This is a genomic window from Telluria sp. ZB4P34, assembly GCF_059686055.1.
In genome coordinates this window covers 652,567-678,190 of sequence record NZ_JCASIF010000001.1, presented here as the reverse complement: position 1 = coordinate 678,190, position 25,624 = coordinate 652,567, and the positions used below count along the sequence as shown (strand labels likewise).

Sequence of the window (25,624 nt, the reverse complement as noted above, 5' to 3'; positions counted from 1 at the left end):
GCAAGATGAACGAGCATGCAGACCAGCCCGCGACGCCGGGCAACGACGCCGGCATTCCCGGCAAGACCCTGCAGACCCAGCGCGAAGCGATGGGCTGGAGCGTGGAACAGGTGGCCGACCAGCTGAAGCTGGCGCCGCGCCAGATCCTGGCGCTGGAAGCCGGCGATTACGCCGCGCTCCCGAGCCCCGCGGTGACGCGCGGCTTCGTGCGTGCCTACGCCAAGCTGCTGAAGATCGACGCCGCCCCGCTGGTCGCCAAGATCGAGATGAACATGCCGCCGGAAGCCCAGGCCGGAGCCACCGCGACCATCGCGCGCCGCGAGCAGCGTCCCGCCTCGTTCTCGCAGAGCCGTTTCCCGATTGGCGGCAAGCGCAATAAAGTGCCGGTCGGCCTGGTCGCCGGCGTGGCGGTGCTGATTGCCGCCGGCGCCGCGCTGTGGCACTTCGGCCTGATCCCGGGCAGCCGGCAGCAGGAAGCCGACACCGGCGCCGTGCTCGAGACCCCGGCGATCGCGCCGGCCACCCCGGGCGCCGCTCCGGCCGCGCAGGATGCGCTGCAGAACCCGTCGGTGCCGCTGATCTCGGTGCCGGCGCCGGCAGGCGAGGGCGCCGTGGCGCCGGCCGCGAACGCGCCGGCAGACGCGACGACCCCAGGCGCCGCGGCCCCGGGCGCGACGCCGGCAGCCACGCTGGCGGCGCCGGTGACCGCCGTACCCGCTGCGCCTGTTGCCTCGGCGGCTGCCGGCAACACGCTGGTGCTGAGCGTGCGCGAAGACGCCTGGATCGGCGTGGCCGGCGGCGGCAAGCGCCTGCTCTGGCGCGAGGTCAAGGCCGGCACGACCGAAACGCTCGAGCTCACCGGTCCGGTCCAGCTGACCGTCGGTAACCCGGGCGCTGTCACGGCCACCCTGCGTGGTGCGGCCGTCGGCCTGGATCTGGCGCCGGGCAAGAAGTTCGCCCAAGTGTCCCTGAAATAAGCGATGGAACAGAACATGATCGTGAACGAACCCTGCATCGGCGAACCGATCCCGTCCGGCCCGCTGGCGCGCCGCGCCAGCCGCAAGGTCCTGGTCTCGCACGGCCAGCGCAAGGTCTGGGTCGGCGGCGACGCGCCGGTCGTGGTGCAGTCGATGACCAACACCGACACCGCCGACGTGATCGGCACCGCGATCCAGGTCAAGGAACTGGCGCGCGCCGGCTCCGAGATCGTGCGCATCACCGTCGACACCCCGGCCGCGGCGGCGGCCGTGCCGGCGATCCGCGAGCAGCTCGACCGCATGGAGATCGACACCCCGCTGGTCGGCGACTTCCACTACAACGGCCACCTGCTGCTGCGCGACTATCCGGAATGCGCGCAGGCGCTTTCCAAGTACCGCATCAACCCGGGCAACGTGGGGCAGGGCGCCAAGCGCGACACCCAGTTCGCCCAGATGATCGAGATCGCCGCCAGGTACGACAAGCCGGTGCGCATCGGCGTCAACTGGGGCTCGCTGGATCAATCGCTGCTCGCTCGCATCATGGACGAGAACGCGTCGCGCGCGACCCCGTGGAGCGCCCAGGCCGTGATGTACGAAGCCTTGATCACCTCAGCGATCGAGAACGCCGTGCGTGCCGAAGAAGTGGGCCTGGCGCGCGACAAGATCATCCTGTCGTGCAAGGTGTCGGGCGTGCAGGACCTCATCGCCGTCTACCGCGAACTGGCGCGCCGCTGCGACTACCCGCTGCACCTCGGCCTGACCGAGGCCGGCATGGGCAGCAAGGGCATCGTCGCCTCGACCGCGGCGCTGTCGGTGCTGCTGCAGGAAGGCATCGGCGACACCGTCCGCATTTCGCTCACCCCCGAACCGGGCGGCGACCGCACGCGCGAAGTCGTGGTCGGCCAGGAAATCCTGCAGACCATGGGCCTGCGCAAGTTCACCCCGATGGTGATCGCCTGCCCGGGCTGCGGCCGCACCACGTCCACCGTGTTCCAGGAACTGGCGGACAATATCCAGACCTTCCTGCGCGAGCAGATGCCGGAGTGGAAAAAGACCTATCCGGGCGTGGAAGCGATGAACGTGGCCGTGATGGGCTGCATCGTGAACGGTCCGGGCGAGTCGAAGCACGCCAACATCGGGATCAGCCTGCCGGGGACGGGCGAGTCGCCGGCGGCGCCGGTGTTCGTTGATGGGCAGAAGTTCGCGACCTTGCGCGGCGAGCGCATCGTCGAGGAGTTCAAGACCATCGTGCTGAATTACGTTCAGAAGAACTACAGCCGCGAAGCAGTAGCACAATAAGATATCCGTAGGGTGGGCGGGTCTCCCGCCCACGCGTTCAACTCGTGCATGCACTGTTTGAACGCGTGGGCGGCAAAGCCGCCCACCCTACGAAAGAAAGATAACAATATGTCCAAACCAGAAAAAATCGTCGCCGTCAAAGGCATGAACGACATCCTCCCGCAAGACGCACCGATGTGGGAGCTGTTCGAGAACACCGCCGAGACCATCCTCAAGAGCTACGGCTACCAGAAGATCGTCACCCCGATCGTCGAAGATACGTCCCTGTTCGCGCGCGCCATCGGCGCCGTCACCGACATCGTCGAGAAGGAGATGTACTCGTTCGAGGATTCGATGAACGGCGACCAGCTGACCCTGCGCCCGGAAGGCACCGCCGGCGCGGTGCGCGCGGTCATCGAGCACAACCTCGTGTACGACGGCCCCAAGCGCCTGTGGTACAAGGGCCCCATGTTCCGCCACGAGCGTCCGCAGCGCGGCCGCTACCGCCAGTTCTTCCAGTTCGGCGCCGAGGCCGTGGGCTTCTCGGGCCCGGACATCGACGCCGAGCTGATCATGCTGTGCCGCCGCCTGTGGGACGACCTGGGCCTGCAGAACGTGCGCCTCGAGCTGAACTCGATCGGCAATGCCGACGAGCGCCTGCGCCACCGCGCCGACCTGATCGCCTATTTCGAGAAGCACGAGGACATCCTTGACGCCGAGGCCAAGCGCCGCCTGCACAGCAACCCGCTGCGCATCCTGGACACCAAGAACGCCGCCATGCAGGAGATGGTCAACGGCGCGCCGAAACTGCTCGACTACCTGGGCGAGGAATCGCTGGCGCACCTGGAAGGCCTGAAGAAGATCCTGGACCGCAACGCGGTGCAGTACACGGTCAACCCGCGCCTGGTGCGCGGCCTGGACTACTACAACCGCACCGTGTTCGAGTGGGTCACCGACGAACTGGGCTCGCAGGGCACCATCTGCGCGGGCGGGCGCTACGATCCGCTGATCGAGCAGTTCGGCGGCAAGCCGACCCCGGCGGTGGGCTTCGCGATGGGCATCGAGCGCATCATCGAACTGATGAAGGGCCTGGGCGAAGCAGCCGCGCCGAACCAGTGCGACGTCTACATGGTCCACCAGGGCATAGAAGCCCAGCTGCAGGCCTTCATCACGGCCGAGCGCCTCCGCGATGCCGGCCTGGATGTTGTGTTACATTGCGCAACGCCGGCCGGCGCGGGCAGCTTCAAGAGCCAGATGAAGAAGGCCGACGGCAGCGGCGCCTCGTTCGCGGTGATCATCGGCGACGACGAGATCGCATCCGGCGAGGCGGTGGTGAAAGCCATGCGCGCGGACGTCGACAAGGCAGCCGGCGAGCAGCAGCAGTCGAAGGTCGCCTTCGAGAATGTGGTCGACTACGTGGTCGACCAGATCGTCGGAGGCGGCGGCCACGACTGCGACGACGAGAACTGCAACGAGCACGGGCACCATCACCGTCCCTGAGCGTAGCAAACCGTGTACCGATCCACCATCCAATAACAACCAGTAACAGAGAACTGAGCAGACAATGGCATACGACCTCGAAGAACAGGAACAGATAGCGAGTTTCAAGGCCTTTTGGGCCCGCTTCGGCAACCTCATCACCTGGGTGCTGATCATCGCGCTCCTCGCCTACGCCGGCTATAACTACTGGCAATCGCGCCAGCGCACCCAGGCCGTCGAGGCGTCGGCGCTGTACGACGAGATGCAGGCCGCCCTGGGCGCGAGCGACAACGCCAAGGCCCAGCGCGTCGCCGCCGACATGCAGAAGAAGTACGAGGGCACCGTCTATGCGCAGATGGCCGCGCTGGCCGCCGCCAAGACCGCTTTCGAGGCAAACGACCTGAAGAACGCCAAGACCCAGCTGCAGTGGGTGGTGGACAAGGGCAGCGACGAATACCAGGCCATCGCCCGCCTGCGCCTGGCCGGCGTGCTGCTGGACGAAAAATCCTACGACGCCGCGATCAAGCTGCTGAACGAGACCTTCCCCGCGCAGTTCTCGGCCGAAGTGGCCGACCGCAAGGGCGACGTGCTGGTCGCGCAGAACAAGCTGGCCGAAGCACGCCAGGCCTACGTGGCGGCACTGGCCGCCATGCACAAGGATAACCCGGGCCGCCAGCTGGTCCAGGTGAAGCTCGAAGCGATCGGCGGCACCGTGCCGGAAGTGAAAGACGCGAAAGACGCGAAAGCCGCCGCGTAATACCAAGATCGACAGGCCCGCGCCCGCCGCCCAGGCGTTCGCGGGCTTTGTGTCCTCTACAAAAGGTTAAAGAATATGCGTATCAGCAGCAAACTTGTTGGTGTTGGTGTACTGGCCCTGGTGACGGGTTGCTCGAACCTCAATCCGACCAGCGCGATCAATAAACTCAGTTCGCTCAACCCCTTCTCGTCGAAATCCAAGACCGACCAGCCGGCGCCGCTGGTCGAGCTGAAGGCGAGCATGGCCGTGCGCACCGCCTGGAAGCTCGAGATCGGCAAGGCCGGCCCGTACAGCTTCTCGCCCGCGCTGAGCGGCAATACCGTGGTGGTGGCCGGCGGCGACGGCGACATCGCGCGCGTCGAAGCGGCCAGCGGCAAGCAACTGTGGCGTATCAAGGCCGGCACCGAGCTCTCCAGCGGCGTCGGCACCGACGGCAACCTGATCGTGGTCGGCGGCGCCAAGGGCACCGTGCTGGCCTTCGACATGGACGGCAAGAAGCTGTGGACCACCCAGCTGTCGAGCGAGATCCTGTCGTCGCCGGTGGTGAGCCAGGGCATCGTCGTCGCACGCAGCCTGGACAACCGCATCGTCGGCCTGGACGCCAGAACCGGCGAGAAGAAATGGACCGTGCAGCGCCCCGCGCCGGCCCTGACCCTGCGCACCGCGCCGGGCATGATCATCAACGGCAACGACGTGATCGTCGCCCAGCCGGCCGGCCGCCTGTCCTCGATGATCCTGGCGACCGGCGCCCCGCGCTGGGACCAGGAAGTGGGCGTGGCGCGTGGCGCCACCGAGCTCGAGCGCGTGACCGACATCGGCGGCGCCCCGGTGCTGTTCGAAGGCGACGTCTGCGCCGTGTCCTACCAGGGCCGCGTGGCCTGCTTCGACGCGGCAGTCGGCACGGCCAAGTGGACCCGCGACCTGTCGTCGGAAGTCGGGGTGGCCGTCGACCAGCGCTTCGTGTTCGCCCCCAACGACAAGGGCGCGCTGTTCGCGTTCAACCGCGACACCGGTTCGAATGCCTGGAAGAACGACAAGCTGGCCTTCCGCCGCCTGTCGACCCCGGTTTCCTACGGCCGCACGGTGGCGGTGGGCGACTACCAGGGCATCGTGCACTTCCTGTCGCGCGAGGACGGCAGCTTCCTCGCCCGCGCCGCTACGGACGGCAGCGCCGTCATCGGCACCCCGCTGGTGGCTGGATCGCACCTGATTTTTCAAACACAAAATGGAACTGTGACCGCCATCGCGGTCGAATAGAATAAAACAATGAAGCCGGTAATTGCACTCGTTGGTCGCCCGAACGTCGGGAAGTCGACCCTATTCAACCGCCTGACCCGCTCGCGGGACGCGCTAGTGGCCGACCTCCCTGGCCTGACCCGCGACCGCCACTATGGCGAAGGCCGGATCGGCGAACGGCCGTTCCTGGTCATCGACACCGGCGGTTTCGAACCGGTCGCCAAAGAGGGCATCATGTTCGAGATGGCGCTGCAGACGCGCCAGGCGGTGGCGGAAGCCGACGTCGTCGTGTTCATCGTCGACGGCCGCCAGGGCCTGACCCCGCATGACAAGACCATCACCGATTTCCTGCGCAAGTCGGGCCGCAAGGTCATGCTCGTGGTCAACAAGTCCGAGGGCATGAAGTACACCTCGGTGACGGCCGACTTCTACGAACTCGGCATGGGCGACCCCTACGTGATCTCCGCCGCCCATGGCGACGGCGTGCACGACCTGGTGAACGAGGCGCTCGATGTCGCCTTCGCCGCCCGTCCCGACGCGGAAGAAGAGCCGGAACACCCCGACCATGGCATCAAGATCGCCATCGTCGGCCGTCCCAACGTGGGCAAGTCGACCCTGATCAACACCCTGGTCGGCGAGCAGCGCGTGATCGCCTTCGACATGCCGGGCACCACCCGCGACTCGATCGAAGTGCCGTTCGAGCGCGAAGGCAAGAAATACACGCTGATCGACACGGCCGGTATCCGCCGCCGCGGCAAGATCTTCGAGGCCATCGAGAAATTCTCGGTGATCAAGACGATGCAGTCGATCTCGGACGCCAACGTCATCATCCTGCTGCTCGATGCCCAGCAAGACATATCCGAGCAAGATGCGCACATCGCCGGCTTCATCCTGGAGTCGGGCAGGGCGCTGGTGGTGGCCGTCAACAAGTGGGACGGCCTGCAGTCGGACGACCGTGACGAGGTCAAGATCGATCTCGACCGCAAGCTCGACTTCCTGTCGTTTGCGAAAACCCATTTCGTGTCGGCGCTGAAGGGTACCGGTATTGCCCAGCTGATGAAGTCGGTGGACGCAGCCTATGCCGCCGCGACCGCCAACCTGTCGACCCCGCGCCTGACCCGCGCGCTGCAGGAAGCAATCGAGAAGCAGGAGCCCAAGCGCAAGGGCAGCACCCGTCCGAAGCTGCGCTACGCCCACCAGGGTGGCCAGAACCCGCCGATCATCGTCATCCACGGCAATGCGCTGGAAGCGGTCAGCGACCCGTACAAGCGTTATCTGGAGAAGCATTTCCGCGACACCTTCAACCTGGTCGGCACCCCGGTACGCATCGAATTCAAGTCTGGCAAGAACCCATTTGCCAGGGAGCAGAATTAGAGCGCTTCCTGGCCGTAGCAGTACGACAAAAAGTGGCAAAACAGGTTACAGTAGCTCAGGGCTTTCATTCGCCATAGCGGAATGTGGCCCCGGCACTTGAAAAAAGGCAAATAGCCTCAAACTCGCATCTACACCCACTGAACAACTACAACATTACGGAGCTGTTATGAGCAATAAAGGGCAACTGTTACAAGACCCATTCCTGAACGCTTTGCGTAAGGAGCACGTCCCCGTCTCCATCTACCTGGTCAACGGCATCAAGCTGCAAGGCCATATCGAATCCTTCGACCAGTACGTCGTCCTGCTTCGTAATACCGTGACCCAAATGGTCTACAAGCACGCCATCTCCACCGTCGTCCCGGCCCGTGCGGTCAACCTCAACCTCGACTCCGAAGCCGAGTAAGGCCGATGGCTGACGCCCCCGGCACTTCCTCCACGCGCGCAGCGCTGGTCGGCATCGATTTCGGTGCCGGTGACTTCAACGCCAGCCTGGAAGAGCTGTCGCTGCTTGCGCGCTCCGCCGGCGCCGACCCGATCACCACGATCACGGCCAAGCGCAGCGCTCCCGATGCGGCCCACTTCGTCGGCAGCGGCAAGGCCGACGAAATCAAGATGGCCTGCAAGGCCGAAGGCATCGACCTCGTCATCTTCAACCACGCCCTGTCGCCTGCCCAGCAGCGCAACCTGGAGCGTCGCCTCGAAGCCCGTGTCATCGACCGCACCAGCCTGATCCTCGACATCTTCGCCCAGCGCGCCCAGAGCCACGAGGGCAAGCTGCAGGTGGAACTGGCCCAGTTGCAGCACCTGGCCACGCGCCTGATCCGCGGCTGGACCCACCTTGAACGCCAGAAAGGTGGTATCGGCCTGCGCGGTCCGGGCGAAACCCAGCTCGAGACCGACCGCCGCCTGATCGGCGAGCGCGTCAAGCAGTTGCGCGTCAAGCTCACCAAGCTGCGCAAGCAGCACGAGACCCAGCGCCGCCAGCGCGGGCGCAACCAGACCTTCTCGGTGTCGCTGGTCGGCTATACCAACGCCGGCAAGTCGACCCTGTTCAACACCCTCACCAAGGCCGGGGTGTACGTTGCGAACCAGCTGTTCGCGACGCTCGACACCACCAGCCGCCGTCTCTACCTGGGCGACGAGGTAGGCAGCGTGGTGATCTCCGATACCGTCGGCTTCGTGCGCGAACTGCCGCACCAGCTGGTGGCGGCCTTCCGCGCCACGCTCGAGGAAACCATCCATGCCGACCTGCTGCTGCACGTGGTCGACGGCAATTCGCCGGTGCGCATGGAGCAGATCGAGCAGGTCAACGAGGTGCTGCGCGAGATCGGCGCCGATCACGTGCCCCAGATCCTGGTCTGGAACAAGATCGATGCGGCCGGGCTGGAGCCCGGGGTCGAGCGTGATGAGTATGATAAGATCAGCCGCGTTTTCATCAGCGCCCACAGCGGGGCCGGCCTGGACCTGCTGCGTGACGCCATTGTCGAGGCGGCGAAATCCGCTCCCGGCCAGCGGTACGCGAACGAAGTGCAGGACGAAGCCGATCAGGAACTCACGGACGGCTTCACAGAAGATGGACCGGCGGTGGACGGTTCCCTCGGTGGTCCTGCCGATAACAATTTAACTTCCACCCATGTCGGGCCACATCACTAGCCTATGCTCGTTTCTTTACTAAAACGTTGCGGCATCAAACTGTCGCTGAACGATCCGCGCTGGGGCCACAAACCCCAGGGCGACCACAAGGCCCAGGAGGGCCGCCGGCCGGGTGAAGGCCCGCCCGACCTCGATCAACTCTGGCGCGACTTCAATGCCCGCCTGAACCGCATCTTCGGCGGCCGCAACAACGGCGGCGACGGCGGCGGCGGCCCCTCGGGCCGGGGCGACATGCGCGGCGCCGGCGTTACTGCCGGCGTGGTGGCGGCGATCGTCGGCCTGATCTGGCTGGCGAGCGGCGCTTTCATCGTGCAGGAAGGCCAGACCGGCGTTGTCACCACCTTCGGCAAGCTCAGCCATACCACCGGCGCCGGCTTCAACTGGCGCTGGCCGTATCCGATCCAGGCGCACGAGACGGTCAACGTCTCGGGCATCCGCACCGCCGAGATCGGCTATCGCGCCAATCCCCGCAACAAGCAGGCGCAAGAGGCCCTGATGCTGACCGACGATGAGAACATCATCGATATCCAGTTCGCGGTGCAGTACACGCTGAAGGACCCGGTCTCCTGGCTGTATAACAACCGCGAGAACGACGAAACCGTGCGCCAGGTGGCCGAGACCACAATCCGCGAAGTGGTGGGCCGCAGCAAGATGGACTTCGTCCTGTACGAGGGCCGCGAGAAGGTCGCCGCCGACGTGCACCAGGCGATGCAGCAGATCCTCGACCGCTATGCGCTGGGCGCCCTGATCACCAACGTGACCATGCAGGGCGTGCAGCCGCCGGAACAGGTGCAGGAAGCCTTCGACGACGCCGTCAAGGCCGGCCAGGACCGCGCCCGCGCCCGCAACGAAGGCGAAGCCTATGCCAACCAGGTGATCCCGCAGGCGCGCGGCCAGGCTTTCCGCCTGCAGCAGGACGCCGAGGCCTACCGCTCGATGGTGGTGGAGAACGCGATCGGTAACGCCTCGCGCTTCGACCAGGTGGTGGCGGCCTACTCGAAGGCCCCTAGCGTGACCCGCGACCGCATGTACATCGACACCATGCAGCAGATCTTCTCCAGCACCAGCAAGGTGATGGTCGATTCGCGCACCGGCAACCCGATGATCTACCTGCCGCTCGACAAGCTGATCGGCCAGGGCGCAGGCGCCGAGAACGTCGGCGGCCGTTCGGGCCCGCAGCAGGTGCCGGCCCCGCAGTCGTCGGCGCCGGCGGACGTCATGCAAGCCATGGATTCGGTGCGTCAGCGCGACAGCCGGAGCCGCGATTCCTCACGTGATCGGGAGAGCCGTTAATGAACCGCCTCGTAACTCTTTTTGTGGCGGGCTTCATTGCCCTGATGCTGCTGTCGTCGACCGTGTTCGTGGTGGACCAGCGCCGCTTCGCGATCGTGTTCGCCCTGGGCCAGGTGCGCGACGTGATCACCGAGCCGGGCCTGCACTTCAAGCTGCCGCCGCCGTTCCAGAACGTGATCTACCTGGACAAGCGCATCCTGACCCTCGATACGCCCGACGCCGACCGCTTCATCACGGCCGAGAAGAAGAACATTTTGGTGGATGCCTTCATGAAGTGGCGCATCACCGACCCGCGCCTGTACTACGTCAGCTTCAGCGGCGACGAGACCCGCGCGCGCGACCGCCTGTCGCAGATCATCAAGGCGGCCCTGAACGACGAGATCACCAAGCGCACCGTGCGCGAAGTGATCTCGGGCGAGCGCGGCGCCGTGATGAATGCGGTGAAGGAAAAGGTCGTGGCCGAAGCCAAGGAGATCGGCGTCGGCGTGGTCGATGTGCGCCTGAAGCGCGTCGACTACATCGAGCAGATCAACAACTCGGTGTACGAGCGCATGAAGGCCGAGCGCACCCGCGTGGCCAACGAACTGCGGTCCACCGGCGCCGCCGAATCCGAACAGATCCGCGCCGATGCCGACCGCCAGCGTACCGTGATCATCGCCGAAGCCTTCCGCGAGGCCGAGAAGATCAAGGGTGACGGCGACGCCAAGGCATCGGTGATCTACGCCGAGTCCTTCGGCAAGAATCCGGAATTCGCCAAGTTCTACCGTTCGCTGGAAGCCTACCGCGCGACCTTCAAGAACCGTGGGGACGTGATGGTGGTGGATCCGAATTCGGAGTTCTTCAAGTACTTCAAGCAGCCTGGAAGCAAATAGACCAGATCGCCTTGGTAGGGTGGGCAGGTTTCCTGCCCACGTGTTCACGCGGCTCATGCACTGCTTGAACGCGTGGGCGGGAGACCCGCCCACCCTACATATCCGTCTAGACAAGCGTTGCAACTTGGCATCTTGACAAGCCGCAAACGCTGTCAAACCAACATCCCCTGCCTCTGCCTCCCCATTTTCAGGTAAAATTGTCGATTCGGCGCTCGCACCGTGCGCCGGCACGCCTGTGCCCTTAGCATTGCTCTTCAACACAACCCGTTAGCTGTCTGCCCATGCCGAATTGGCTTCTGCCTGAGAATATCGCCGATGTCTTGCCGTCCGAGGCGCGCAAGATCGAGGATCTGCGCCGCAAGATGCTCGATACCTTCCGCCTGTACGGTTACGAACTGGTGATGCCGCCGCTGCTCGAATACGTCGAGTCGCTGCTGGCCGGGGCAGGGCAGGACACCGAACTGCGCACCTTCAAGGTGGTCGACCAGCTGTCCGGCCGCCTGCTCGGCCTGCGCGCCGACATGACCACGCAGGTGGCGCGCATCGACGCCCACCTGCTCAACCGCGAATCGATCACCCGCCTGTGCTATGCCGGCAGCGTGCTGCATACCCGTCCCTCCAGCCTGCACTCCACCCGCGAGCCGGTCCAGATCGGTTGCGAGATCTACGGCCACGCCGGCCTGGAAGCCGACGCCGAGATCCAGGAGCTGGCGCTCGGTTCGCTGGCGCTGGCCGGCTTCAACGACGTGCGCCTCGACCTGTGCCACGTCGGCATCCTGCGCGCCGTCCTGAGCGAAGACCCGGTCGCGCAGCGCGACGAAGCCCAGCTGACCTGCCTGCTGCGCGCCAAGGATGCGCCGGGCCTGGACGAGTTCACGCACCACTACCTCCCCGCCACCCGCAAGGCCCTGCTGGCGCTGCCGCAGCTGTACGGCGACGTCGAGGTGCTGGGCCGCGCGAAAGAGGCGCTGCCGGCGCTGCCGGGCATCACCCGCGCATTGGCCGAACTGGCGGCGCTGGCCGCGAGCGCCATCGGCCGCGCGGAAGTGGCGATCGACCTGGCCGACCTGCGCGGCTACCAGTACGAAAGCGGCGCCATGTTCGCGCTCTACGTGCCGGGCCTGCCGAACGCGGTGGCGCGCGGCGGCCGCTACGACCACGTGGGCGAGGCCTTCGGGCGCGCACGTCCGGCCACCGGCTTCTCGCTCGACTTGCGCGAACTGGCGCGGCTGCTGCCGACTGCAGAGCGCAAGCATTCGATCCGCGCGCCCTGGGGCAATGCGCCGGAACTGAAGGAAAAAATCGCTCACCTGCGCAAGGCAGGCGAAGTCGTGATCCAGTCCATGCCGGGTCACGACAATGTTCAGGACGAGTTCGAGTGCGACCGCGTGCTCGTCCTCGAAAACGGAAATTGGATTCTCAAAAACTTAGGTTAAGTGATGTCAAATACTAACGTGGCAAAGAACGTCGTTGTCATCGGCACCCAGTGGGGCGATGAAGGCAAGGGTAAGATCGTCGACTGGCTGACCGACCATGCGGCCGGCGTCGTCCGTTTCCAGGGTGGCCATAACGCGGGTCACACCCTCGTGATCAAGGGCCAGAAGACCGCGCTGCAGCTGATTCCATCCGGGATCATGCGTGAAGGCGTGGCCTGCTACATCGGCAACGGCGTGGTGGTCTCGGTGCCGGACGTGATGCGCGAAATCGACAAGCTGCAGGCCGCCGGCATCGAAGTGGTGTCGCGCCTCAAGATTTCGGAAGCCTGCCCGGTCATCCTTCCTTACCACGTCGCCATCGACAAGGCGCGTGAAGCCAAGCGCGGCGAGAACAAGATCGGCACCACCGGCAAGGGCATCGGCCCGGCCTACGAAGACAAGGTCGCGCGCCGCGCCATCCGCATCGCCGACCTGCTCAACGAAGAGCGCTTCGCCGAGAAGCTCAAGGAAAACCTCGAGTACCACAACCACGTGCTGGTGAACTACCTGGGCGCCGAAGCGATCGACTTCCAGCAGACCTATGACGACGCCATGGCCCTCGTGCCGCGCCTGCGCCCGATGGTGGGCGACGTCTCGTCGCAGCTGTACGCCGCCCACAAGGCTGGCGGCAGCCTGCTGTTCGAAGGTGCGCAAGGCTCGCTGCTGGACGTCGACCACGGCACCTACCCCTTCGTCACTTCGTCGAACTGCGTGGCCGGCAACGCCGCCGCCGGCGCCGGCGTGGGCCCGGGCATGCTGCATTACATCCTCGGCATCACCAAGGCCTACACGACCCGCGTGGGTTCGGGCCCGTTCCCGGCCGAACTGCCGACCGATGCCGGTGTGGGCGAGCACCTGTCGCGCGTGGGCCACGAGTTCGGCACCGTGACCGGCCGCGCGCGCCGTTGCGGCTGGTTCGACGCCGCGCTGCTGCGCCGCTCGGTGCAGATCAACGGCGTGTCCGGCATGTGCCTGACCAAGCTGGACGTACTGGACGGCATCGAATCCCTGAAGCTGTGCACCGGCTACACGGTCGATGGCCGCAATGTCGACATCTTCCCGGTCGGCGCCGAGGAAGCCGCGCTGTGCGAGCCGGTCTACGAAGAGATGCCGGGCTGGACCGAGTCGACCGTCGGCGCCAAGTCGATGGAAGAGCTGCCGGCCAATGCCCGCGCCTACATCAAGCGCATCGAAGAACTGGTGGGCGTGCCGATCGACATGGTGTCGACCGGCCCGGACCGCGTTGAGACCATCGTGCTGCGCCATCCGTTCGCAGCCTGATACCCATAAAAGTAGAAGATAGGAACGACCTGAAATGAACACCCCTGCATCGACCGACAAGGACCTCTGGGTTTCGTGGGACGAGTACAACCGCCTGGTCGAACGCCTCGCGTTGCAAGTGTATGAATCGAACTGGAAGTTCGACATGGTGCTGTGCCTGGCGCGCGGCGGCGTGCGTCCGGGCGACGTGATCTCGCGCATCTTCGATGTGCCGCTGGCGATCCTGTCGACCAGTTCCTACCGCGAAGAGTCGGGCACCAAGCAGGGCAACCTGGATATCGCCAAGTACATGACGATGACCAAGGGCCCGCTGGCCGGCCGCATCCTGCTGGTCGACGACCTGGCCGACTCGGGCGTGACCCTGCAGAAGGTGCGCGAGCACCTGCAGACCAACTACCCGGATGTCAGCGAAGTGCGTTCGGCCGTGATCTGGGTGAAAGGCACGTCGAGCTTCAAGCCGGACTACCACCTGGAAGACCTGCCGCACAATCCGTGGATCCACCAGCCGTTCGAGGACTACGACGGCCTGCGTCCACACCAGCTGGCGGCGTGGATGAAGAAGTTCGAGAAGTAATCCGCTTTGCCGCTCGCCTAGCAGGCGGCAAGCGAACGGGCAGGGAGGGCAAACGCCTTTCCTGCCCGTTTTGCTTTGGGCTTTTCTTTTGAAAAAGCCTCCGCGGCGGGCCAGGAACCCGGTTCGTGACAGAGGCTGGGCGGCGCGGCAGTGACTCGATAAAGACCATCCATCGTAAAGCGCCAGCCCTGGAAGGTGCTTTTGTTGTTTCCCTTGTTTTCTTGAATCATGGGAGAATCTTCTGCCACCAGGTCATAACATAGGAGTGTCTTCTCATGGAGTTCGAAACAAGGCCCCGCAAGGACAATCTTGACGAGATCGACCGGAAGATCCTGCGCATCCTGCGCAGCGACGGACGCATCACCAACCAGAAGCTGGCCGACAGCGTGCACCTGTCGCCCACGCCCTGCTGGAACCGGGTGCGCGCGCTGGAAGAGCAGGGCTATATCGAGGGCTACGCCGCGATCCTGTCCCAGCGCGCGCTGGGCTTGCCCGACACCGTCATCATCGAAGTCACGCTCGAGCGCCACGATGAAGAAATGCTTGAGCGCTTCGGCGCAGCGCTGTCTGAACTGCCTGAAGTGATGGAAGCCAGCCTGCTCACCGGCGACTACGACTACCTGATCAAGGTGGCGGTGGCCGGCACCGAGGGCTACGAGCGCTTCCTGCGGCAACGCCTGTACAAGATCCCCGGCATCCGGCACAGCCGCTCGACCTTCGTGCTGCGGACGCTGAAACGCACCCATTCGGTCGAGCCCTGATACAAAGCAGGGGCCGCCTCCTGGATGCCACTCTGTTAAGATGCTCCCTGGCCATTCGCGATAGTTAACAATAACAAGCACAACCCGATGACCCAAAGTTTCTTCCAGACCTTCATCCTCCTGATCCTCGTCACTGATCCATTCGGCAACGTTCCCCTGTTTGTCGCCGCCCTCAAGGAAGTCCCCCTCGAGCGCCGCGCCCGAATCGTGGTGCGCGAGTGTGCGATCGCCTTCCTGCTGCTGCTGGTGTTCATGTTCTTCGGCCAGCACTTCCTGGCGGCGCTGCACCTCTCGCCGGTGGCGCTGCGCATCGGCGGCGCGGTCATCCTCCTGATCATTGCGATCCGCATGATCTTCCCCCATCCGGATGGCGTGCTGGGCCGCAACGAAGGCGGCGAGCCCTTCATCGTGCCGCTCGCGATCCCCGCGCTGGCGGGCCCTTCGGCGCTGGCCACCGTGCTGCTGTTCAGCGCCGGGAGCGTTGCCGAAACCATGGTCCACGTGGCCGCGCTGGCGGCCGTCGGCGTGGTCTGGCTGGCGGTCTTCCTCAGCGCGGAAAAACTGCAGCAGCGCCTCGGTCCGCAGGTCATGACGGCTTTCGAGCGCCTGATGGGCCTGATCCTGACGGCGATGTCGGTCGAGATGCTGCTGGGCGGCATTCGCGAATTCGTCAAGACGCTGTGAGGGCAGCGGTGCGGGGTCCAACATCGGCTTTCTGGCACACTTTGGCATGAGCAATAGCGCGGCCACATCCGTATCGACCGAAGCATGAAACCAGAACACGAGACGCCTGCCGAATGGCTGCCTTTCCTCAGCGGAGGCGGGCAGATGGGCGCCATGATGCGGGCGCACGACTGGTCCGCGTCGCCGCTCGGCCACCCGCGCGGGTGGCCGCAGGCCCTGCGCACCACCGTGGGCTTGATGCTCAACTCGAAGTTTCCGATGTTCGTGGCCTGGGGGCCGGAACTGGGCTTTCTCTACAACGATTCCTACGCGGTCATCCTGGGAGAAAAGCATCCGGCCGCGCTCGGAAGCCGTTTCCACGACGTGTGGCGCGAGATCTGGGATGCGCTCCATCCGCTGATCGTACGCGCGCTCAAGGGCGACTCCACCTACATGGACCGCATGCCGCTGCGCATGAACCGCCACGGCTACGACGAGGATACCTGGTTCCGCTTCTCGTATTCGCCGGTGCGCGACGAGGACGGCACGGTGGCCGGGATGTACTGCGCCTGCGTCGAAATGACTGATGAAGTACTGGCCGAGCGCTACCGGGAGCAGGAAAACCAGCGCCTGATGACCCTGTTCGAACAGGCGCCCGGGATCCTCGCGGTCCTGCGCGGCCCGGACCACGTCTTCGAGATCACCAACCAGTCGTACCTGCAGCTGATCGGCCACCGCCGATTGATCGGCAAGCCGGCGCGCCAGGCGATTCCGGAACTGGCGGACCAGGGCTTCTTCGAGCTGCTCGACCAGGTCTACCAGTCGGGCCAGCCCTTCGTGGGCCATGCGGTGCCGGTTCGCGTGCAGCGCGAGGCCAGGGGTCCGCTGGAAGAGCGCTTCGTCGACTTCGTGTACCAGCCGATCCGCGGGCCCAAGGGCGAGGTCGAGGGCATTTTCGTGGAAGGCAGCGACGTCACCATGCGCAAGCGCGTGGAAGACGAGCTGCGCGCCGCCAACCGCCAGAAAGACCAGTTCCTGGCGATGCTCGCGCACGAACTGCGCAACCCGCTGGCGCCGATCACGACGGCGGCCCAGCTGCTCCAGCGCGGCGCGCTCGACCCGGAACGCGCACGCCAGGCGAGCGACATCATCGTGCGCCAGGCCGAGCACATGACCGACCTGGTGAACGACCTGCTGGATGTCTCGCGCGTGACGCGCGGGCTGGCCGAGATCAACAAGGAAGAGCTGGATATCGCCTCCATCGTGGCCGGCGCCATCGAGCAGGTACGGCCGCTGCTGGACATGCGGCGGCACGCGCTGCGCCTGGAGCCGTGGGAACTGCCGCTGCATGTGCTGGGGGACCGCACCCGCCTGGTGCAGATCGTGTCGAATATCCTGAATAACGCGGGCAAGTACACGCCGGCCGGCGGCGAGATCGTCGTTCGTTTCGGAAGCGAGGGCGAAGAAGCGGTGATCTCGGTACGCGACAACGGGCAGGGCATCGAGCCGCAGATGCTGCCCTACATTTTCGATCTGTTCACGCAAGCCGAACGTACGCCGGACCGCTCGCAGGGCGGCCTGGGCATCGGACTAGCGCTGGTGAAAAGCCTGGTCGCCCTCCATGGCGGGCGGGTGGCGGCCTACAGCGAGGGGCCTGACCAGGGGAGCGAGTTCGTGATCCGGCTGCCGCTGCTGCCGGATGCGGCGATGCAGGAGGCGCAGCCGCCGCTCCGCCAGGCCGATGACGGTGCGGTGCGGGTGCTGGTGGTGGACGACAATGCCGACGCCGCCCAGATGCTCGCTGCGCTGCTGGAGGCCCATGGCCACGTGGTGAGCGTCGAGTACGACGGTACCGGCGGCCTGGCGCGCGCGCTGCGCGAACGGCCGGAAGTGATGCTGCTCGATATCGGCCTGCCCGACATGGACGGCCACGAGCTGGCGCGCCGCCTGCGCGCCTCGCCCGACACGGCGAACGCCATGCTGGTCGCACTTACTGGCTACGGCCAGGGCGAAGACCGCGAACGCGCGCGCCTGGCCGGCTTCGACCGCCACCTGGTGAAGCCCGCGGACCTGTCGGAACTGCTGCGCATCCTGGCGTCGGTGCGCGATCCCGTCGGCTGAGCAGCCGCCCTCATTTGTGCGCAGCCGGGGCCGCACGCCGGTGTATGCTGGCTGCGGGACAACAGAGGGACAAGCTCGTATGAGAACCTGGAGAATCGCGGTCGAAGACGTGGCCCTGGACCGCAGCTGCGAAGGCGCGCGCAAGAGCGGCGGCCATTGGCATGCCGAGGGCTGCGCGGCGCTGTATTCCGCCTTGACGGTGGAGCTGGCGGTGCTGGAAAAGTTCGTGCACACGGAAGGGCAGGACGAGTCGCTGGTGCTGGTGGCGGTAGATCTGCCGGACGATCCGGAACTGGGCGTGGACGTGGCGCGCGACGAGCTGCCCGAAGGCTGGGACGACACGGACGACGGCGGCGGCGCCGCCGCTTTCGGCACGCGCTTCCTGGAGAAATGCCATCACCTGTACATGCGCGTGCCCTCGGTGATCGTGGGCGAGGGCGTGAACCTGGTCATCAATCCCGAGCACCCGGCCTATGCCGACGTGAAGCTGTCGATCGCGCGCAGCTTCAGCTTCGACCAGCGGATGTTTAAGCGTCCTGGGTAATCTGCGCAGGACGGCTTCGGAATCGTTCCCTTTTCCCCAGACTCGGTTATAGTCGCGCTCATTTCAATTCATGGGCGTACCGGGAATGGCAGACCAGGAAGTCATCAAGCACGGCAAGAAGATCATCCGCCTGGCGGGCAGCAAGGAGCACGCCTTTTCTCACAAGCTGCGCGAGATCGCGATCGAGTTCTTCACGATCGTGTTCGCGGTGAGCCTGAGTATCTGGCTGCACGGGCTGAGCGAACACCATCACCAGCAGCAGGAGGCCAAGGCCTTCCTCGGCGGCCTGCGCACGGACCTGAAGAACGACATCGATGCGATCGCGGAACTCAAGCGGTCCTATGCCGGCTTCAACGCGAATTTCACATACCTGGCCGCGCTCGATCCGAAGCGGATGCCGGACCGGATGGAGTTCGAACGAGTGGTGCTCGCATCCGACGCCAACCATTATTTCAGGCCCTTCACCAGCCGCTACGAAGGCTTCCGCTCCAGCGGCAAAATGGCCTACATCGAAGACCAGGCCCTGCTCGACAACATCTTCGAGCTGTACCAGATGGCGCTGCCGCAGATCCGTTCCTCGGAGGGCGGCTGGGCGAGCCGGCAGGAAAAGCTGCGCGCCTACCAGGACCAGATGCTGGAAGGCGACAGCCTGGAAGAGCATTTCAGGGTGTTCACTTCGCCGAAGGGCAATCGCCTGGTGAAGTCGATGATTGCGCACGAGCTGCTGTTCACGCGGTATGACGGGTATGCGAGGCAGGCCGGGGCGATCGTGCAGGCGATCGAGAAGGCGTATCCGGAGTTGAAGGAAGTGCAGAAGGCTGCGGTGGCCAAGGCGTAGGGGTGATTTGGTCCAGTGGACCAAATCACGCTTCGCCGACCGCGCGTTCAGACGGTGCATGAACTGACGCACCGTCTGATCATCCCGGAGTTGAACGCGCGGTCGGCAGAGCCGACCACCCTACGAAGAACGGGCTTACTTGCCGAGGATCGACACCACATTGTCCGTCCCCGGCGCCCCGAAGGCCTGCTGCTTGAGCACATGCAGCTGGTCGCGCACCTGCGCCGCCTTCTCGAACTCGAGGTTCTTGGCGTGGTCGACCATGAGCTTCTCGAGGCGCTTGATCTCCTTGCTGATCTGCTTCTCGCTCATCGACTCGACCTTGGCGGTTGCCGCGTCCTCGACGATGCCGTCGGCCATGGCCTTCTGCGCGGCGTTGCTGTAGACGCCGTCGATCATGTCCTTGATCTTCTTGTGCACGCCCTTCGGCGTGATGCCGTTCGCTTCGTTGAAGGCGATCTGCTTGGCGCGGCGGCGTTCGGTCTCGTCGATCGCCTTCTTCATCGAATCGGTCATCTGGTCGGCGTACAGGATCGCCACGCCGTTCAGGTTACGCGCCGCGCGGCCGATGGTCTGGATCAGCGAGCGTTCGGAACGCAGGAAGCCTTCCTTATCCGCGTCCAGCACGGCCACCAGCGACACCTCGGGCAAGTCCAGGCCCTCGCGCAGCAGGTTGATGCCGACCACCACATCGAAGGTGCCCAGGCGCAGGTCGCGCAGGATCTCCACGCGCTCCACCGTCTCGATGTCGCTGTGCAGGTAGCGCACCTTGATGCCGTGGTCGCTCAGGTATTCGGTGAGCTGCTCGGCCATGCGCTTGGTCAGCGTCGTCACCAGCACGCGCTCGTCCTTGGCGATGCGGTCGGTAATCTCGCTCATCAGGTCTTCGACCTGCGAGCGCGCCGGCTTGACGATCACCAGCGGATCGACCAGGCCGGTGGGGCGCACCACCTGCTCGACCACGTTGTCGGCCTTGCCCTTTTCGTAGTCGGCCGGCGTGGCCGAGACGAACACGGTCTGGCGCATCTTGCCCTCGAACTCCTGGAACTTCAGCGGCCGGTTGTCGAGCGCGGAAGGCAGACGGAAGCCGTAGTCGACCAGGTTCACCTTGCGCGAACGGTCGCCGTTGTACATCGCGTTGAGCTGGCCGATCATCACGTGCGACTCGTCCATGAACATCAGCGCGTCCTTCGGCAGGTAGTCGATGAGCGTGGGCGGCGGTTCGCCCGGCATCGAGCCGGACAGGTGGCGCGAGTAGTTCTCGATGCCCTTCGTAAAACCGATCTCGGCCAGCATCTCGAGGTCGAAACGGGTGCGCTGCTCGAGGCGTTGTTCTTCGATCAGCTTGTTCTGCTGGCGGAATTCCTCGAGGCGGTCGCGCAGCTCGGCCTTGATCGATTCCACCGCGCGCAGCACGGTGCCGCGCGCCGTCACATAGTGCGAGCCCGGGTAGACGGTGAAGCGCGGGATCTTCTGGCGCACGCGGCCGGTGAGCGGGTCGAACAGCTGCAGCGATTCGATCTCGTCGTCGAACATCTCGACGCGGATCGCGAGTTCCGCGTGCTCCGCCGGGAAGATGTCGATGGTGTCGCCGCGCACACGGAAGGAGCCGCGCGAGAAATCCATCTCGTTGCGCGTGTACTGCATCTGGATCAGGCGCGCGATGATGTCGCGCTGGGCCACCTTGTCCTTGTGGCGCAGCGTCAGGATCATCTTGTGGTATTCGTTCGGATTGCCGATACCGTAGATGGCCGATACGGTGGCCACGATGACCACGTCGCGCCGCTCCATCAGCGACTTGGTGCACGACAGGCGCATCTGCTCGATGTGCTCATTGATCGACGAGTCCTTTTCGATGAACAGGTCGCGCTGCGGCACGTAGGCTTCCGGCTGGTAGTAATCGTAGTAGGACACGAAATACTCGACCGCGTTCTGCGGGAAGAACTCGCGGAACTCCGCATACAGCTGGGCCGCCAGCGTCTTGTTCGGCGCGAACACGATGGCCGGACGGCCCGCCTGCGCGATCACGTTCGCCATCGTATAGGTTTTACCGGAACCGGTTACCCCGAGCAGGGTCTGGTACATCAGGCCGTCGTTGATGCCTTCGATCAGGCCGGCGATCGCGGTCGGCTGGTCGCCTGCCGGCGGGAAGGGCTGGTGCAGCTTGAAGGGCGACCCGGGGAAGGTGATGACCGTCGAATCCGGGGCATGTTCGGGAGCGTTTGCGATGGATAAATCAGCCATACTTTCAGACCTTTGCTAGAATGGGAGTCCGCTTGCGGCACTGCAGCATGACTATACAAGCAGTGTCGTTTCTACAACCGCTGCGAACCCACCGACGAAATCCAGTTTATCACGATGACTTCCACAGCCTCCGCCAGCCTCTTCGGCGCCATCGACATGGCGCCCCGCGACCCGATCCTGGGCATTACCGAAGCGTTCAACGCAGATACCAACCCGGCCAAGATCAACCTGGGCGTCGGCGTCTACTACGACGATCATGGCAAGGTTCCTTTGTTGCAGTGCGTGCAGAAGGCTGAAGCGAAGCTGATGGAGCAGCCGGCGCCGCGTACCTACCTGCCGATCGAAGGACTGGCGGCGTACGACAAGGCCGTGCAAGAGCTGGTATTTGGGGCCGACAGCGCCGTAATTCAAGAGAAGCGCGCGATCACCGTGCAGGCCCTGGGCGGCACCGGCGCGCTCAAGCTGGGCGCCGATTTCCTCAAGCGTTTCGCGCCTGGTTCGGATGTCTACATCAGCGACCCGAGCTGGGAAAACCACCGCGCGCTGTTCGAAAGCGCCGGCTTCGCCGTCAACAACTACACCTATTACGACCCGGCCACCCACGGCGTGAACTTCGAGGGCATGCTGGCGGCCCTGAACGCCATGCCGCGCGGCGCGATCGTCGTGCTGCACGCCTGCTGCCACAACCCGACCGGCGCCGACCTCAGCCAGGACCAGTGGACCCGCGTGATCGAGGCCGTCGTCGACAACGGCCTGGTGCCTTTCCTCGACATGGCCTACCAGGGCTTCGGCGCCGGCATCGCGGAAGATGGCGCCGTGGTGCGCCGCTTCGCCGAGACCGGTGTTCCGCTGCTGGTATCGAACTCGTTCTCGAAGTCCTTCTCGCTGTACGGCGAGCGCGCAGGTGCGCTGTCGATCGTGGCCGGCAGCAGCGAGGAAGCCGCGCGCGTCCTGTCGCAGCTGAAGCGCGTGATCCGCACCAACTACTCGAACCCGCCGACGCACACGGCCAAGGTGGTCGCGATGGTGCTGTCGACCCCGGAGCTGCGCCAGCTGTGGGAAGAGGAACTGGCCGGCATGCGCGTGCGCATCCGCGAGATGCGCAATCTCATGGTCGAGAAGCTGAAGGAAAAGGCGCCCGGCCGCGACTTCGAATTCGTGCGCGAGCAGGTCGGCATGTTCTCGTATTCCGGCTTGACGAAAGAGCAGGTCGGCAAGCTGCGCGAACAGTCGATCTATGCGGTCGACACCGGCCGCATCTGCGTCGCGGCGCTGAACTCGACCAACCTGGACCGCGTGGTTGACGCTGTCGCGAAGGTGCTTTAAAATCTTGGCTCTTCGGGATTGCAGCGTTTTTTGATTCCGAAGAGCAGCAAAGATGGCTGCGCGACACAGGCTGAATTTGACACCGTGTCACTGCAAACATATAATGCTGTCATCAATTCCCTGATAGCTCAGTCGGTAGAGCGACGGACTGTTAATCCGCAGGTCCCTGGTTCGAGTCCAGGTCGGGGAGCCAGAATTCTTGAGAAGGCCACATCGCAAGATGTGGCCTTTTTCGTTTTTGCGGCGTGGCGCGGAGGGTTGCCAGGCGGCGAGCACACGCGGTACGCTCGCGTTATCGACTTTTACAGGACGCCATCGTGAAGCATCTCCCATCGAGCAAACGGGTGGCCATCGGCGGACAGGTGCTCCGGTTTTCCTTATCGGGCGAGGGTTCCCCGACCATCGTCATGCTGAGCGGCGCCGGCGGCCCGCTCGAGAACTGGCACAAGCTGTTCCCCGACATCCAGAAGCTGGGCACGGTCTTCACCTACGACCGGCCGGGCGTGGCCGGCAGCGCGCGTCCGCGCGACGCGCAAATGGGCACGACCGTCGTGCTGCAGCTGCGCGCCCTGCTGCGCGAGACCGGCGCCAGGCCACCTTTCCTGCTGGTGGGGCATTCCTTCGGCGGGCTGCACGCCAACCTGTTCGCGCGCCTGTATCCGGACGACACCTGCGGGGTGCTGTTCCTGGAAGCGACTGCACCCGACGATGTGCTCAACATGAAGCGCTACCGCTCCGGCCTGCAGCGCGCCATTGCGGGGCTGCTCGACCGTTTTTCGCCGCCGGATCCGAACGACGAGGTCAGCAACGAAGAGGAAACGGTGGCCGAGATCGCCGAGGCGCCGGAGTTTCCGGCGATTCCCGTCACAGTGCTGTCGGGCGGCAAGCGCCTGCCGCGCTGGATGGTGTCAAGCGCGGCGCAGGATGAGCGCGAGCGCAACCAGCAGGGTTTACTGCGCCTGTCGCCCCTGGCCGAGCGCGTGATCGCCAAGGGCAGTGCGCATTTCCCGCAGATGTCGGAGCCGCAGGTGGTGCTGGACGCGCTGGGGAAGCTGGTCCGGCGGGTGCAGGCTTGAGAAATCGTGCCTTTCGATCGCTGAGGCTTCGCGATTTCGAAAAGCGCTGCTATAATACGGCCTCTAATCCCTGATAGCTCAGTCGGTAGAGCGACGGACTGTTAATCCGCAGGTCCCTGGTTCGAGTCCAGGTCGGGGAGCCAGAATACGAAGGGCCGCATGGAGATGCGGCCCTTTTTGTTTTTCGGTGGTTGGCCAAGTGCGGTCGGTAGAATGCGGCGGTGTCGGAATATCTGCCGCGACGTTGAACTGTCGTACGCGCTACTGGCGCCAACGACTCCCGGCGCAGGCCGGGACGATGTTGTTTAGGGTAGCGTGGGCATCGGCATTGGTGACTTCGGCGAGCCCTAGAGAACCACCGGCTTCACCCGCGAAGCCGCTTCCAACGCCCGCTGGCGCGCCGTCTCCACATCCTCCGCCGTCGCCAGCGCCACGCCCATGCGCCGGCGCGCGAACGACTCCGGCTTGCCGAACAAACGCAGGTCGGCGCCCGGCACGCGCAGCGCATCGGCCACGCCCTCGAAGGCAATGGCAGCCGCCTCATGCTGCCCATAGATGACGGCGGACGCCCCCGGTGCACGCAAGGACACGTCCACCGGCAGGCCCAGCACGGCCCTCGCATGCAGCTCGAATTCGCTCTGCACCTGGCTGGCCATGGTCACCATGCCGGTATCGTGCGGACGCGGGCTCACTTCCGAGAACCACACCATGTCGCCCTTGACGAACAGCTCGACGCCGAACACGCCGCAGCCGCCCAGGTCAGCCGTCACCTTGGCGGCGATGTCGCGCGCACGTTCGAGGGCGGCGGGGTTCATCGGGTGTGGCTGCCAGGATTCCACATAGTCGCCCTGCACCTGCTTGTGGCCGATCGGTTCGCAGAAACTGGTCTCGACCTCTCCACCGGCGCCCAGCGAACGCACCGTGAGCAGGGTGATCTCGTAGTCGAAGTCGATGAAGCCTTCCGCGATCACGCGGCCCGCATCGACCCGGCCGCCGCTGGCGGCGATGTCCCAGGCTGCCGCCACGTCGTCCGGGCCGTCGAGTGTCGACTGGCCCTTGCCGGATGAGGACATCACCGGCTTCACGACACAGGGAAAGCCGACTTGCGCGCAGGCCTGCTGCAGTTCTTCGAGACTGCTGGCGAATCGGTAGGGCGAGGTCGGCAGGGCGAGTCCCTCGGCCGCCAGGCGCCGGATGCCTTCGCGGTTCATGGTCAGCATCGCGGCGCGCGCCGTGGGGATGCAGGTGATCCGGCCAGCCTCTTCGAGGGCCAGCAGGGTCTCGGTGGCGATGGCCTCGATTTCCGGGACCACCAGGTCCGGCTTTTCCAGCGCGATCAGGGCAGACAGGGCGGCGCCGTCGGTCATGTCGATCACGTGGGCGCGGTGGGCGACCTGGTGGCCGGGGGCGTTCGGGTAGCGGTCGACGGCAATGGTTTCCACGCCCAGGCGCTGCAGGGCGATGATGACTTCCTTGCCAAGCTCGCCGGAGCCGAGCAGCATTACCTTGGTGGCGGAAGGGGAGAGGGGAGTGCCGAAGCGGCGGGATGTCGTCATGGGTCTGTATGAAGTGGCAAGCGATCGGGTGGGACTATAGCAAAGGCCTGCGCCGGCCGCTGCTCGCCAAATGATTACGCGAAGCACTGGTCAAACTGGAATCGGGTCGCTATAATGCGGCCTCTTTTCCCTGATAGCTCAGTCGGTAGAGCGACGGACTGTTAATCCGCAGGTCCCTGGTTCGAGTCCAGGTCGGGGAGCCAGAATACGAAGGGCCGCATGCAAGTGCGGCCCTTTTTGTTTTTC

23 protein-coding genes and 3 tRNA genes are annotated in these 25,624 nt (G+C 65.0%); 23 read left to right on the top strand and 3 right to left on the bottom strand.

Going from position 1 to position 25,624, the window contains the following annotated elements:
- Nucleotides 1–5: 5 nt before the first annotated feature.
- From AC56KL_RS03020 to AC56KL_RS02960, 13 genes are all read left to right on the top strand, one after another.
- Complete coding sequence (locus tag AC56KL_RS03020) at nt 6–977, top strand: RodZ domain-containing protein (protein WP_497178654.1); 972 nt, start codon at nt 6–8, stop codon at nt 975–977.
- Between the two features lie 15 nt (nt 978–992).
- Nucleotides 993–2,276 carry a flavodoxin-dependent (E)-4-hydroxy-3-methylbut-2-enyl-diphosphate synthase gene (gene ispG / locus AC56KL_RS03015; RefSeq protein WP_497178653.1) on the top strand — a complete coding sequence of 428 codons (1,284 nt, stop codon included), beginning with the start codon at nt 993–995 and terminating at the stop codon, nt 2,274–2,276.
- Between the two features lie 108 nt (nt 2,277–2,384).
- Nucleotides 2,385–3,755 carry a histidine--tRNA ligase gene (gene hisS / locus AC56KL_RS03010; protein ID WP_497178652.1) on the top strand — a complete coding sequence of 457 codons (1,371 nt, stop codon included), beginning with the start codon at nt 2,385–2,387 and terminating at the stop codon, nt 3,753–3,755.
- A 64-nt stretch (nt 3,756–3,819) separates the two neighbouring features.
- Nucleotides 3,820–4,491 (top strand): YfgM family protein, encoded by a 672-nt coding sequence (locus AC56KL_RS03005; protein ID WP_497178651.1) that lies wholly within the window; start codon nt 3,820–3,822, stop codon nt 4,489–4,491.
- Between the two features lie 75 nt (nt 4,492–4,566).
- Nucleotides 4,567–5,748: an outer membrane protein assembly factor BamB gene (gene bamB, locus AC56KL_RS03000; RefSeq protein ID WP_497178650.1), complete on the top strand. Its 1,182-nt coding sequence runs from the start codon at nt 4,567–4,569 to the stop codon at nt 5,746–5,748.
- A gap of 9 nt (nt 5,749–5,757) precedes the next feature.
- Nucleotides 5,758–7,101: a ribosome biogenesis GTPase Der gene (gene der, locus AC56KL_RS02995; RefSeq protein ID WP_497178649.1), complete on the top strand. Its 1,344-nt coding sequence runs from the start codon at nt 5,758–5,760 to the stop codon at nt 7,099–7,101.
- Between the two features lie 166 nt (nt 7,102–7,267).
- Nucleotides 7,268–7,504: an RNA chaperone Hfq gene (gene hfq / locus AC56KL_RS02990; protein ID WP_026354376.1), complete on the top strand. Its 237-nt coding sequence runs from the start codon at nt 7,268–7,270 to the stop codon at nt 7,502–7,504.
- Between the two features lie 5 nt (nt 7,505–7,509).
- A complete protein-coding gene (gene hflX, locus AC56KL_RS02985) occupies nt 7,510–8,754 on the top strand; it encodes a GTPase HflX (RefSeq protein ID WP_497178648.1) in 1,245 nt (414 codons plus the stop codon).
- Between the two features lie 3 nt (nt 8,755–8,757).
- The gene (gene hflK / locus AC56KL_RS02980) at nt 8,758–10,047 is read left to right on the top strand and encodes an FtsH protease activity modulator HflK (protein WP_497178647.1); all 1,290 of its coding nucleotides are present in this window, start codon (nt 8,758–8,760) and stop codon (nt 10,045–10,047) included.
- Entirely contained in the window at nt 10,047–10,919 is an 873-nt protein-coding gene (gene hflC / locus AC56KL_RS02975) for a protease modulator HflC (protein ID WP_497178646.1), read from the top strand. The genes hflK and hflC overlap by 1 nt, the downstream gene beginning before the upstream one ends.
- 281 nt (nt 10,920–11,200) lie before the next feature.
- The gene (locus AC56KL_RS02970; protein WP_497178645.1) at nt 11,201–12,355 is read left to right on the top strand and encodes an ATP phosphoribosyltransferase regulatory subunit; all 1,155 of its coding nucleotides are present in this window, start codon (nt 11,201–11,203) and stop codon (nt 12,353–12,355) included.
- Between the two features lie 3 nt (nt 12,356–12,358).
- Complete coding sequence (locus AC56KL_RS02965) at nt 12,359–13,675, top strand: adenylosuccinate synthase (RefSeq protein WP_497178644.1); 1,317 nt, start codon at nt 12,359–12,361, stop codon at nt 13,673–13,675.
- Between the two features lie 34 nt (nt 13,676–13,709).
- Nucleotides 13,710–14,249, top strand: a complete 540-nt coding sequence (locus AC56KL_RS02960; RefSeq protein WP_497178643.1) for a phosphoribosyltransferase — start codon at nt 13,710–13,712, stop codon at nt 14,247–14,249.
- 17 nt (nt 14,250–14,266) lie between these two features.
- Here AC56KL_RS02960 and AC56KL_RS02955 read toward each other — a convergent pair whose 3' ends face one another.
- Nucleotides 14,267–14,479, bottom strand: a complete 213-nt coding sequence (locus AC56KL_RS02955) for a hypothetical protein (RefSeq protein ID WP_497178642.1) — start codon at nt 14,477–14,479, stop codon at nt 14,267–14,269.
- 45 nt (nt 14,480–14,524) lie between these two features.
- Between AC56KL_RS02955 and AC56KL_RS02950 the strand changes: the two genes are divergently transcribed.
- The 5 genes from AC56KL_RS02950 to AC56KL_RS02930 all read left to right on the top strand — a co-directional run bounded on the left by AC56KL_RS02950 (nt 14,525) and on the right by AC56KL_RS02930 (nt 19,176).
- Nucleotides 14,525–15,010: an Lrp/AsnC family transcriptional regulator gene (locus AC56KL_RS02950; protein WP_497178641.1), complete on the top strand. Its 486-nt coding sequence runs from the start codon at nt 14,525–14,527 to the stop codon at nt 15,008–15,010.
- A gap of 87 nt (nt 15,011–15,097) precedes the next feature.
- Nucleotides 15,098–15,694, top strand: coding sequence for a MarC family protein (locus AC56KL_RS02945; RefSeq protein WP_497178640.1), 597 nt, complete (start codon nt 15,098–15,100; stop codon nt 15,692–15,694).
- A gap of 84 nt (nt 15,695–15,778) precedes the next feature.
- Nucleotides 15,779–17,794, top strand: coding sequence for a hybrid sensor histidine kinase/response regulator (locus tag AC56KL_RS02940; protein ID WP_497178639.1), 2,016 nt, complete (start codon nt 15,779–15,781; stop codon nt 17,792–17,794).
- A gap of 79 nt (nt 17,795–17,873) precedes the next feature.
- Nucleotides 17,874–18,338: an RES family NAD+ phosphorylase gene (locus AC56KL_RS02935; protein ID WP_497178638.1), complete on the top strand. Its 465-nt coding sequence runs from the start codon at nt 17,874–17,876 to the stop codon at nt 18,336–18,338.
- A gap of 70 nt (nt 18,339–18,408) precedes the next feature.
- A complete protein-coding gene (locus AC56KL_RS02930) occupies nt 18,409–19,176 on the top strand; it encodes a hypothetical protein (protein WP_497178637.1) in 768 nt (255 codons plus the stop codon).
- Between the two features lie 135 nt (nt 19,177–19,311).
- Here the strand turns inward: AC56KL_RS02930 and uvrB are convergent, their stop codons facing one another.
- On the bottom strand, nt 19,312–21,420 hold the full coding sequence (gene uvrB, locus AC56KL_RS02925) for an excinuclease ABC subunit UvrB (RefSeq protein WP_497178636.1): 2,109 nt from the start codon (nt 21,418–21,420) through the stop codon (nt 19,312–19,314).
- Nucleotides 21,421–21,534: 114 nt separating this feature from the next.
- Here uvrB and AC56KL_RS02920 point away from each other — a divergent pair, with 114 nt between their 5' ends.
- The 4 genes from AC56KL_RS02920 (at nt 21,535) to AC56KL_RS02905 (ending at nt 23,965) form a co-directional block, all read left to right on the top strand.
- Nucleotides 21,535–22,746, top strand: coding sequence for an amino acid aminotransferase (locus AC56KL_RS02920; protein ID WP_497178635.1), 1,212 nt, complete (start codon nt 21,535–21,537; stop codon nt 22,744–22,746).
- Between the two features lie 117 nt (nt 22,747–22,863).
- A tRNA-Asn gene (locus tag AC56KL_RS02915) sits at nt 22,864–22,939 on the top strand.
- Between the two features lie 124 nt (nt 22,940–23,063).
- Nucleotides 23,064–23,822 carry an alpha/beta fold hydrolase gene (locus AC56KL_RS02910; protein ID WP_497178634.1) on the top strand — a complete coding sequence of 253 codons (759 nt, stop codon included), beginning with the start codon at nt 23,064–23,066 and terminating at the stop codon, nt 23,820–23,822.
- A gap of 67 nt (nt 23,823–23,889) precedes the next feature.
- Nucleotides 23,890–23,965 (top strand) — tRNA-Asn (locus tag AC56KL_RS02905).
- Nucleotides 23,966–24,169: 204 nt separating this feature from the next.
- Here AC56KL_RS02905 and purT read toward each other — a convergent pair.
- On the bottom strand, nt 24,170–25,378 hold the full coding sequence (gene purT / locus AC56KL_RS02900) for a formate-dependent phosphoribosylglycinamide formyltransferase (protein WP_497178633.1): 1,209 nt from the start codon (nt 25,376–25,378) through the stop codon (nt 24,170–24,172).
- 127 nt (nt 25,379–25,505) lie between these two features.
- On the opposite strand from purT, the gene AC56KL_RS02895 reads away from it, so the two are divergent.
- A tRNA-Asn gene (locus AC56KL_RS02895) sits at nt 25,506–25,581 on the top strand.
- Nucleotides 25,582–25,624 lie beyond the last annotated feature (43 nt).

Excerpts from the sequence above, each read along its gene's own strand:
- AC56KL_RS02930 (WP_497178637.1), top strand. The coding sequence starts at position 18,409 with ATGGGCGTACCGGGAATGGCAGACCAGGAAGTCATCAAGCACGGCAAG.
- AC56KL_RS02955 (WP_497178642.1), bottom strand. The coding sequence starts at position 14,479 with ATGATTCAAGAAAACAAGGGAAACAACAAAAGCACCTTCCAGGGCTGG.
- ispG (WP_497178653.1), top strand. The coding sequence starts at position 993 with ATGATCGTGAACGAACCCTGCATCGGCGAACCGATCCCGTCCGGCCCG.
- hflK (WP_497178647.1), top strand. The coding sequence starts at position 8,758 with ATGCTCGTTTCTTTACTAAAACGTTGCGGCATCAAACTGTCGCTGAAC.
- hisS (WP_497178652.1), top strand. The coding sequence starts at position 2,385 with ATGTCCAAACCAGAAAAAATCGTCGCCGTCAAAGGCATGAACGACATC.
- AC56KL_RS02940 (WP_497178639.1), top strand. The coding sequence starts at position 15,779 with ATGAAACCAGAACACGAGACGCCTGCCGAATGGCTGCCTTTCCTCAGC.
- AC56KL_RS02960 (WP_497178643.1), top strand. The coding sequence starts at position 13,710 with ATGAACACCCCTGCATCGACCGACAAGGACCTCTGGGTTTCGTGGGAC.
- AC56KL_RS02920 (WP_497178635.1), top strand. The coding sequence starts at position 21,535 with ATGACTTCCACAGCCTCCGCCAGCCTCTTCGGCGCCATCGACATGGCG.
- AC56KL_RS02945 (WP_497178640.1), top strand. The coding sequence starts at position 15,098 with ATGACCCAAAGTTTCTTCCAGACCTTCATCCTCCTGATCCTCGTCACT.
- AC56KL_RS03005 (WP_497178651.1), top strand. The coding sequence starts at position 3,820 with ATGGCATACGACCTCGAAGAACAGGAACAGATAGCGAGTTTCAAGGCC.
- AC56KL_RS02935 (WP_497178638.1), top strand. The coding sequence starts at position 17,874 with ATGAGAACCTGGAGAATCGCGGTCGAAGACGTGGCCCTGGACCGCAGC.
- AC56KL_RS02965 (WP_497178644.1), top strand. The coding sequence starts at position 12,359 with ATGTCAAATACTAACGTGGCAAAGAACGTCGTTGTCATCGGCACCCAG.
- purT (WP_497178633.1), bottom strand. The coding sequence starts at position 25,378 with ATGACGACATCCCGCCGCTTCGGCACTCCCCTCTCCCCTTCCGCCACC.
- der (WP_497178649.1), top strand. The coding sequence starts at position 5,758 with ATGAAGCCGGTAATTGCACTCGTTGGTCGCCCGAACGTCGGGAAGTCG.
- hflX (WP_497178648.1), top strand. The coding sequence starts at position 7,510 with ATGGCTGACGCCCCCGGCACTTCCTCCACGCGCGCAGCGCTGGTCGGC.
- hfq (WP_026354376.1), top strand. The coding sequence starts at position 7,268 with ATGAGCAATAAAGGGCAACTGTTACAAGACCCATTCCTGAACGCTTTG.
- AC56KL_RS02950 (WP_497178641.1), top strand. The coding sequence starts at position 14,525 with ATGGAGTTCGAAACAAGGCCCCGCAAGGACAATCTTGACGAGATCGAC.
- AC56KL_RS03020 (WP_497178654.1), top strand. The coding sequence starts at position 6 with ATGAACGAGCATGCAGACCAGCCCGCGACGCCGGGCAACGACGCCGGC.
- AC56KL_RS02970 (WP_497178645.1), top strand. The coding sequence starts at position 11,201 with ATGCCGAATTGGCTTCTGCCTGAGAATATCGCCGATGTCTTGCCGTCC.
- hflC (WP_497178646.1), top strand. The coding sequence starts at position 10,047 with ATGAACCGCCTCGTAACTCTTTTTGTGGCGGGCTTCATTGCCCTGATG.
- bamB (WP_497178650.1), top strand. The coding sequence starts at position 4,567 with ATGCGTATCAGCAGCAAACTTGTTGGTGTTGGTGTACTGGCCCTGGTG.
- uvrB (WP_497178636.1), bottom strand. The coding sequence starts at position 21,420 with ATGGCTGATTTATCCATCGCAAACGCTCCCGAACATGCCCCGGATTCG.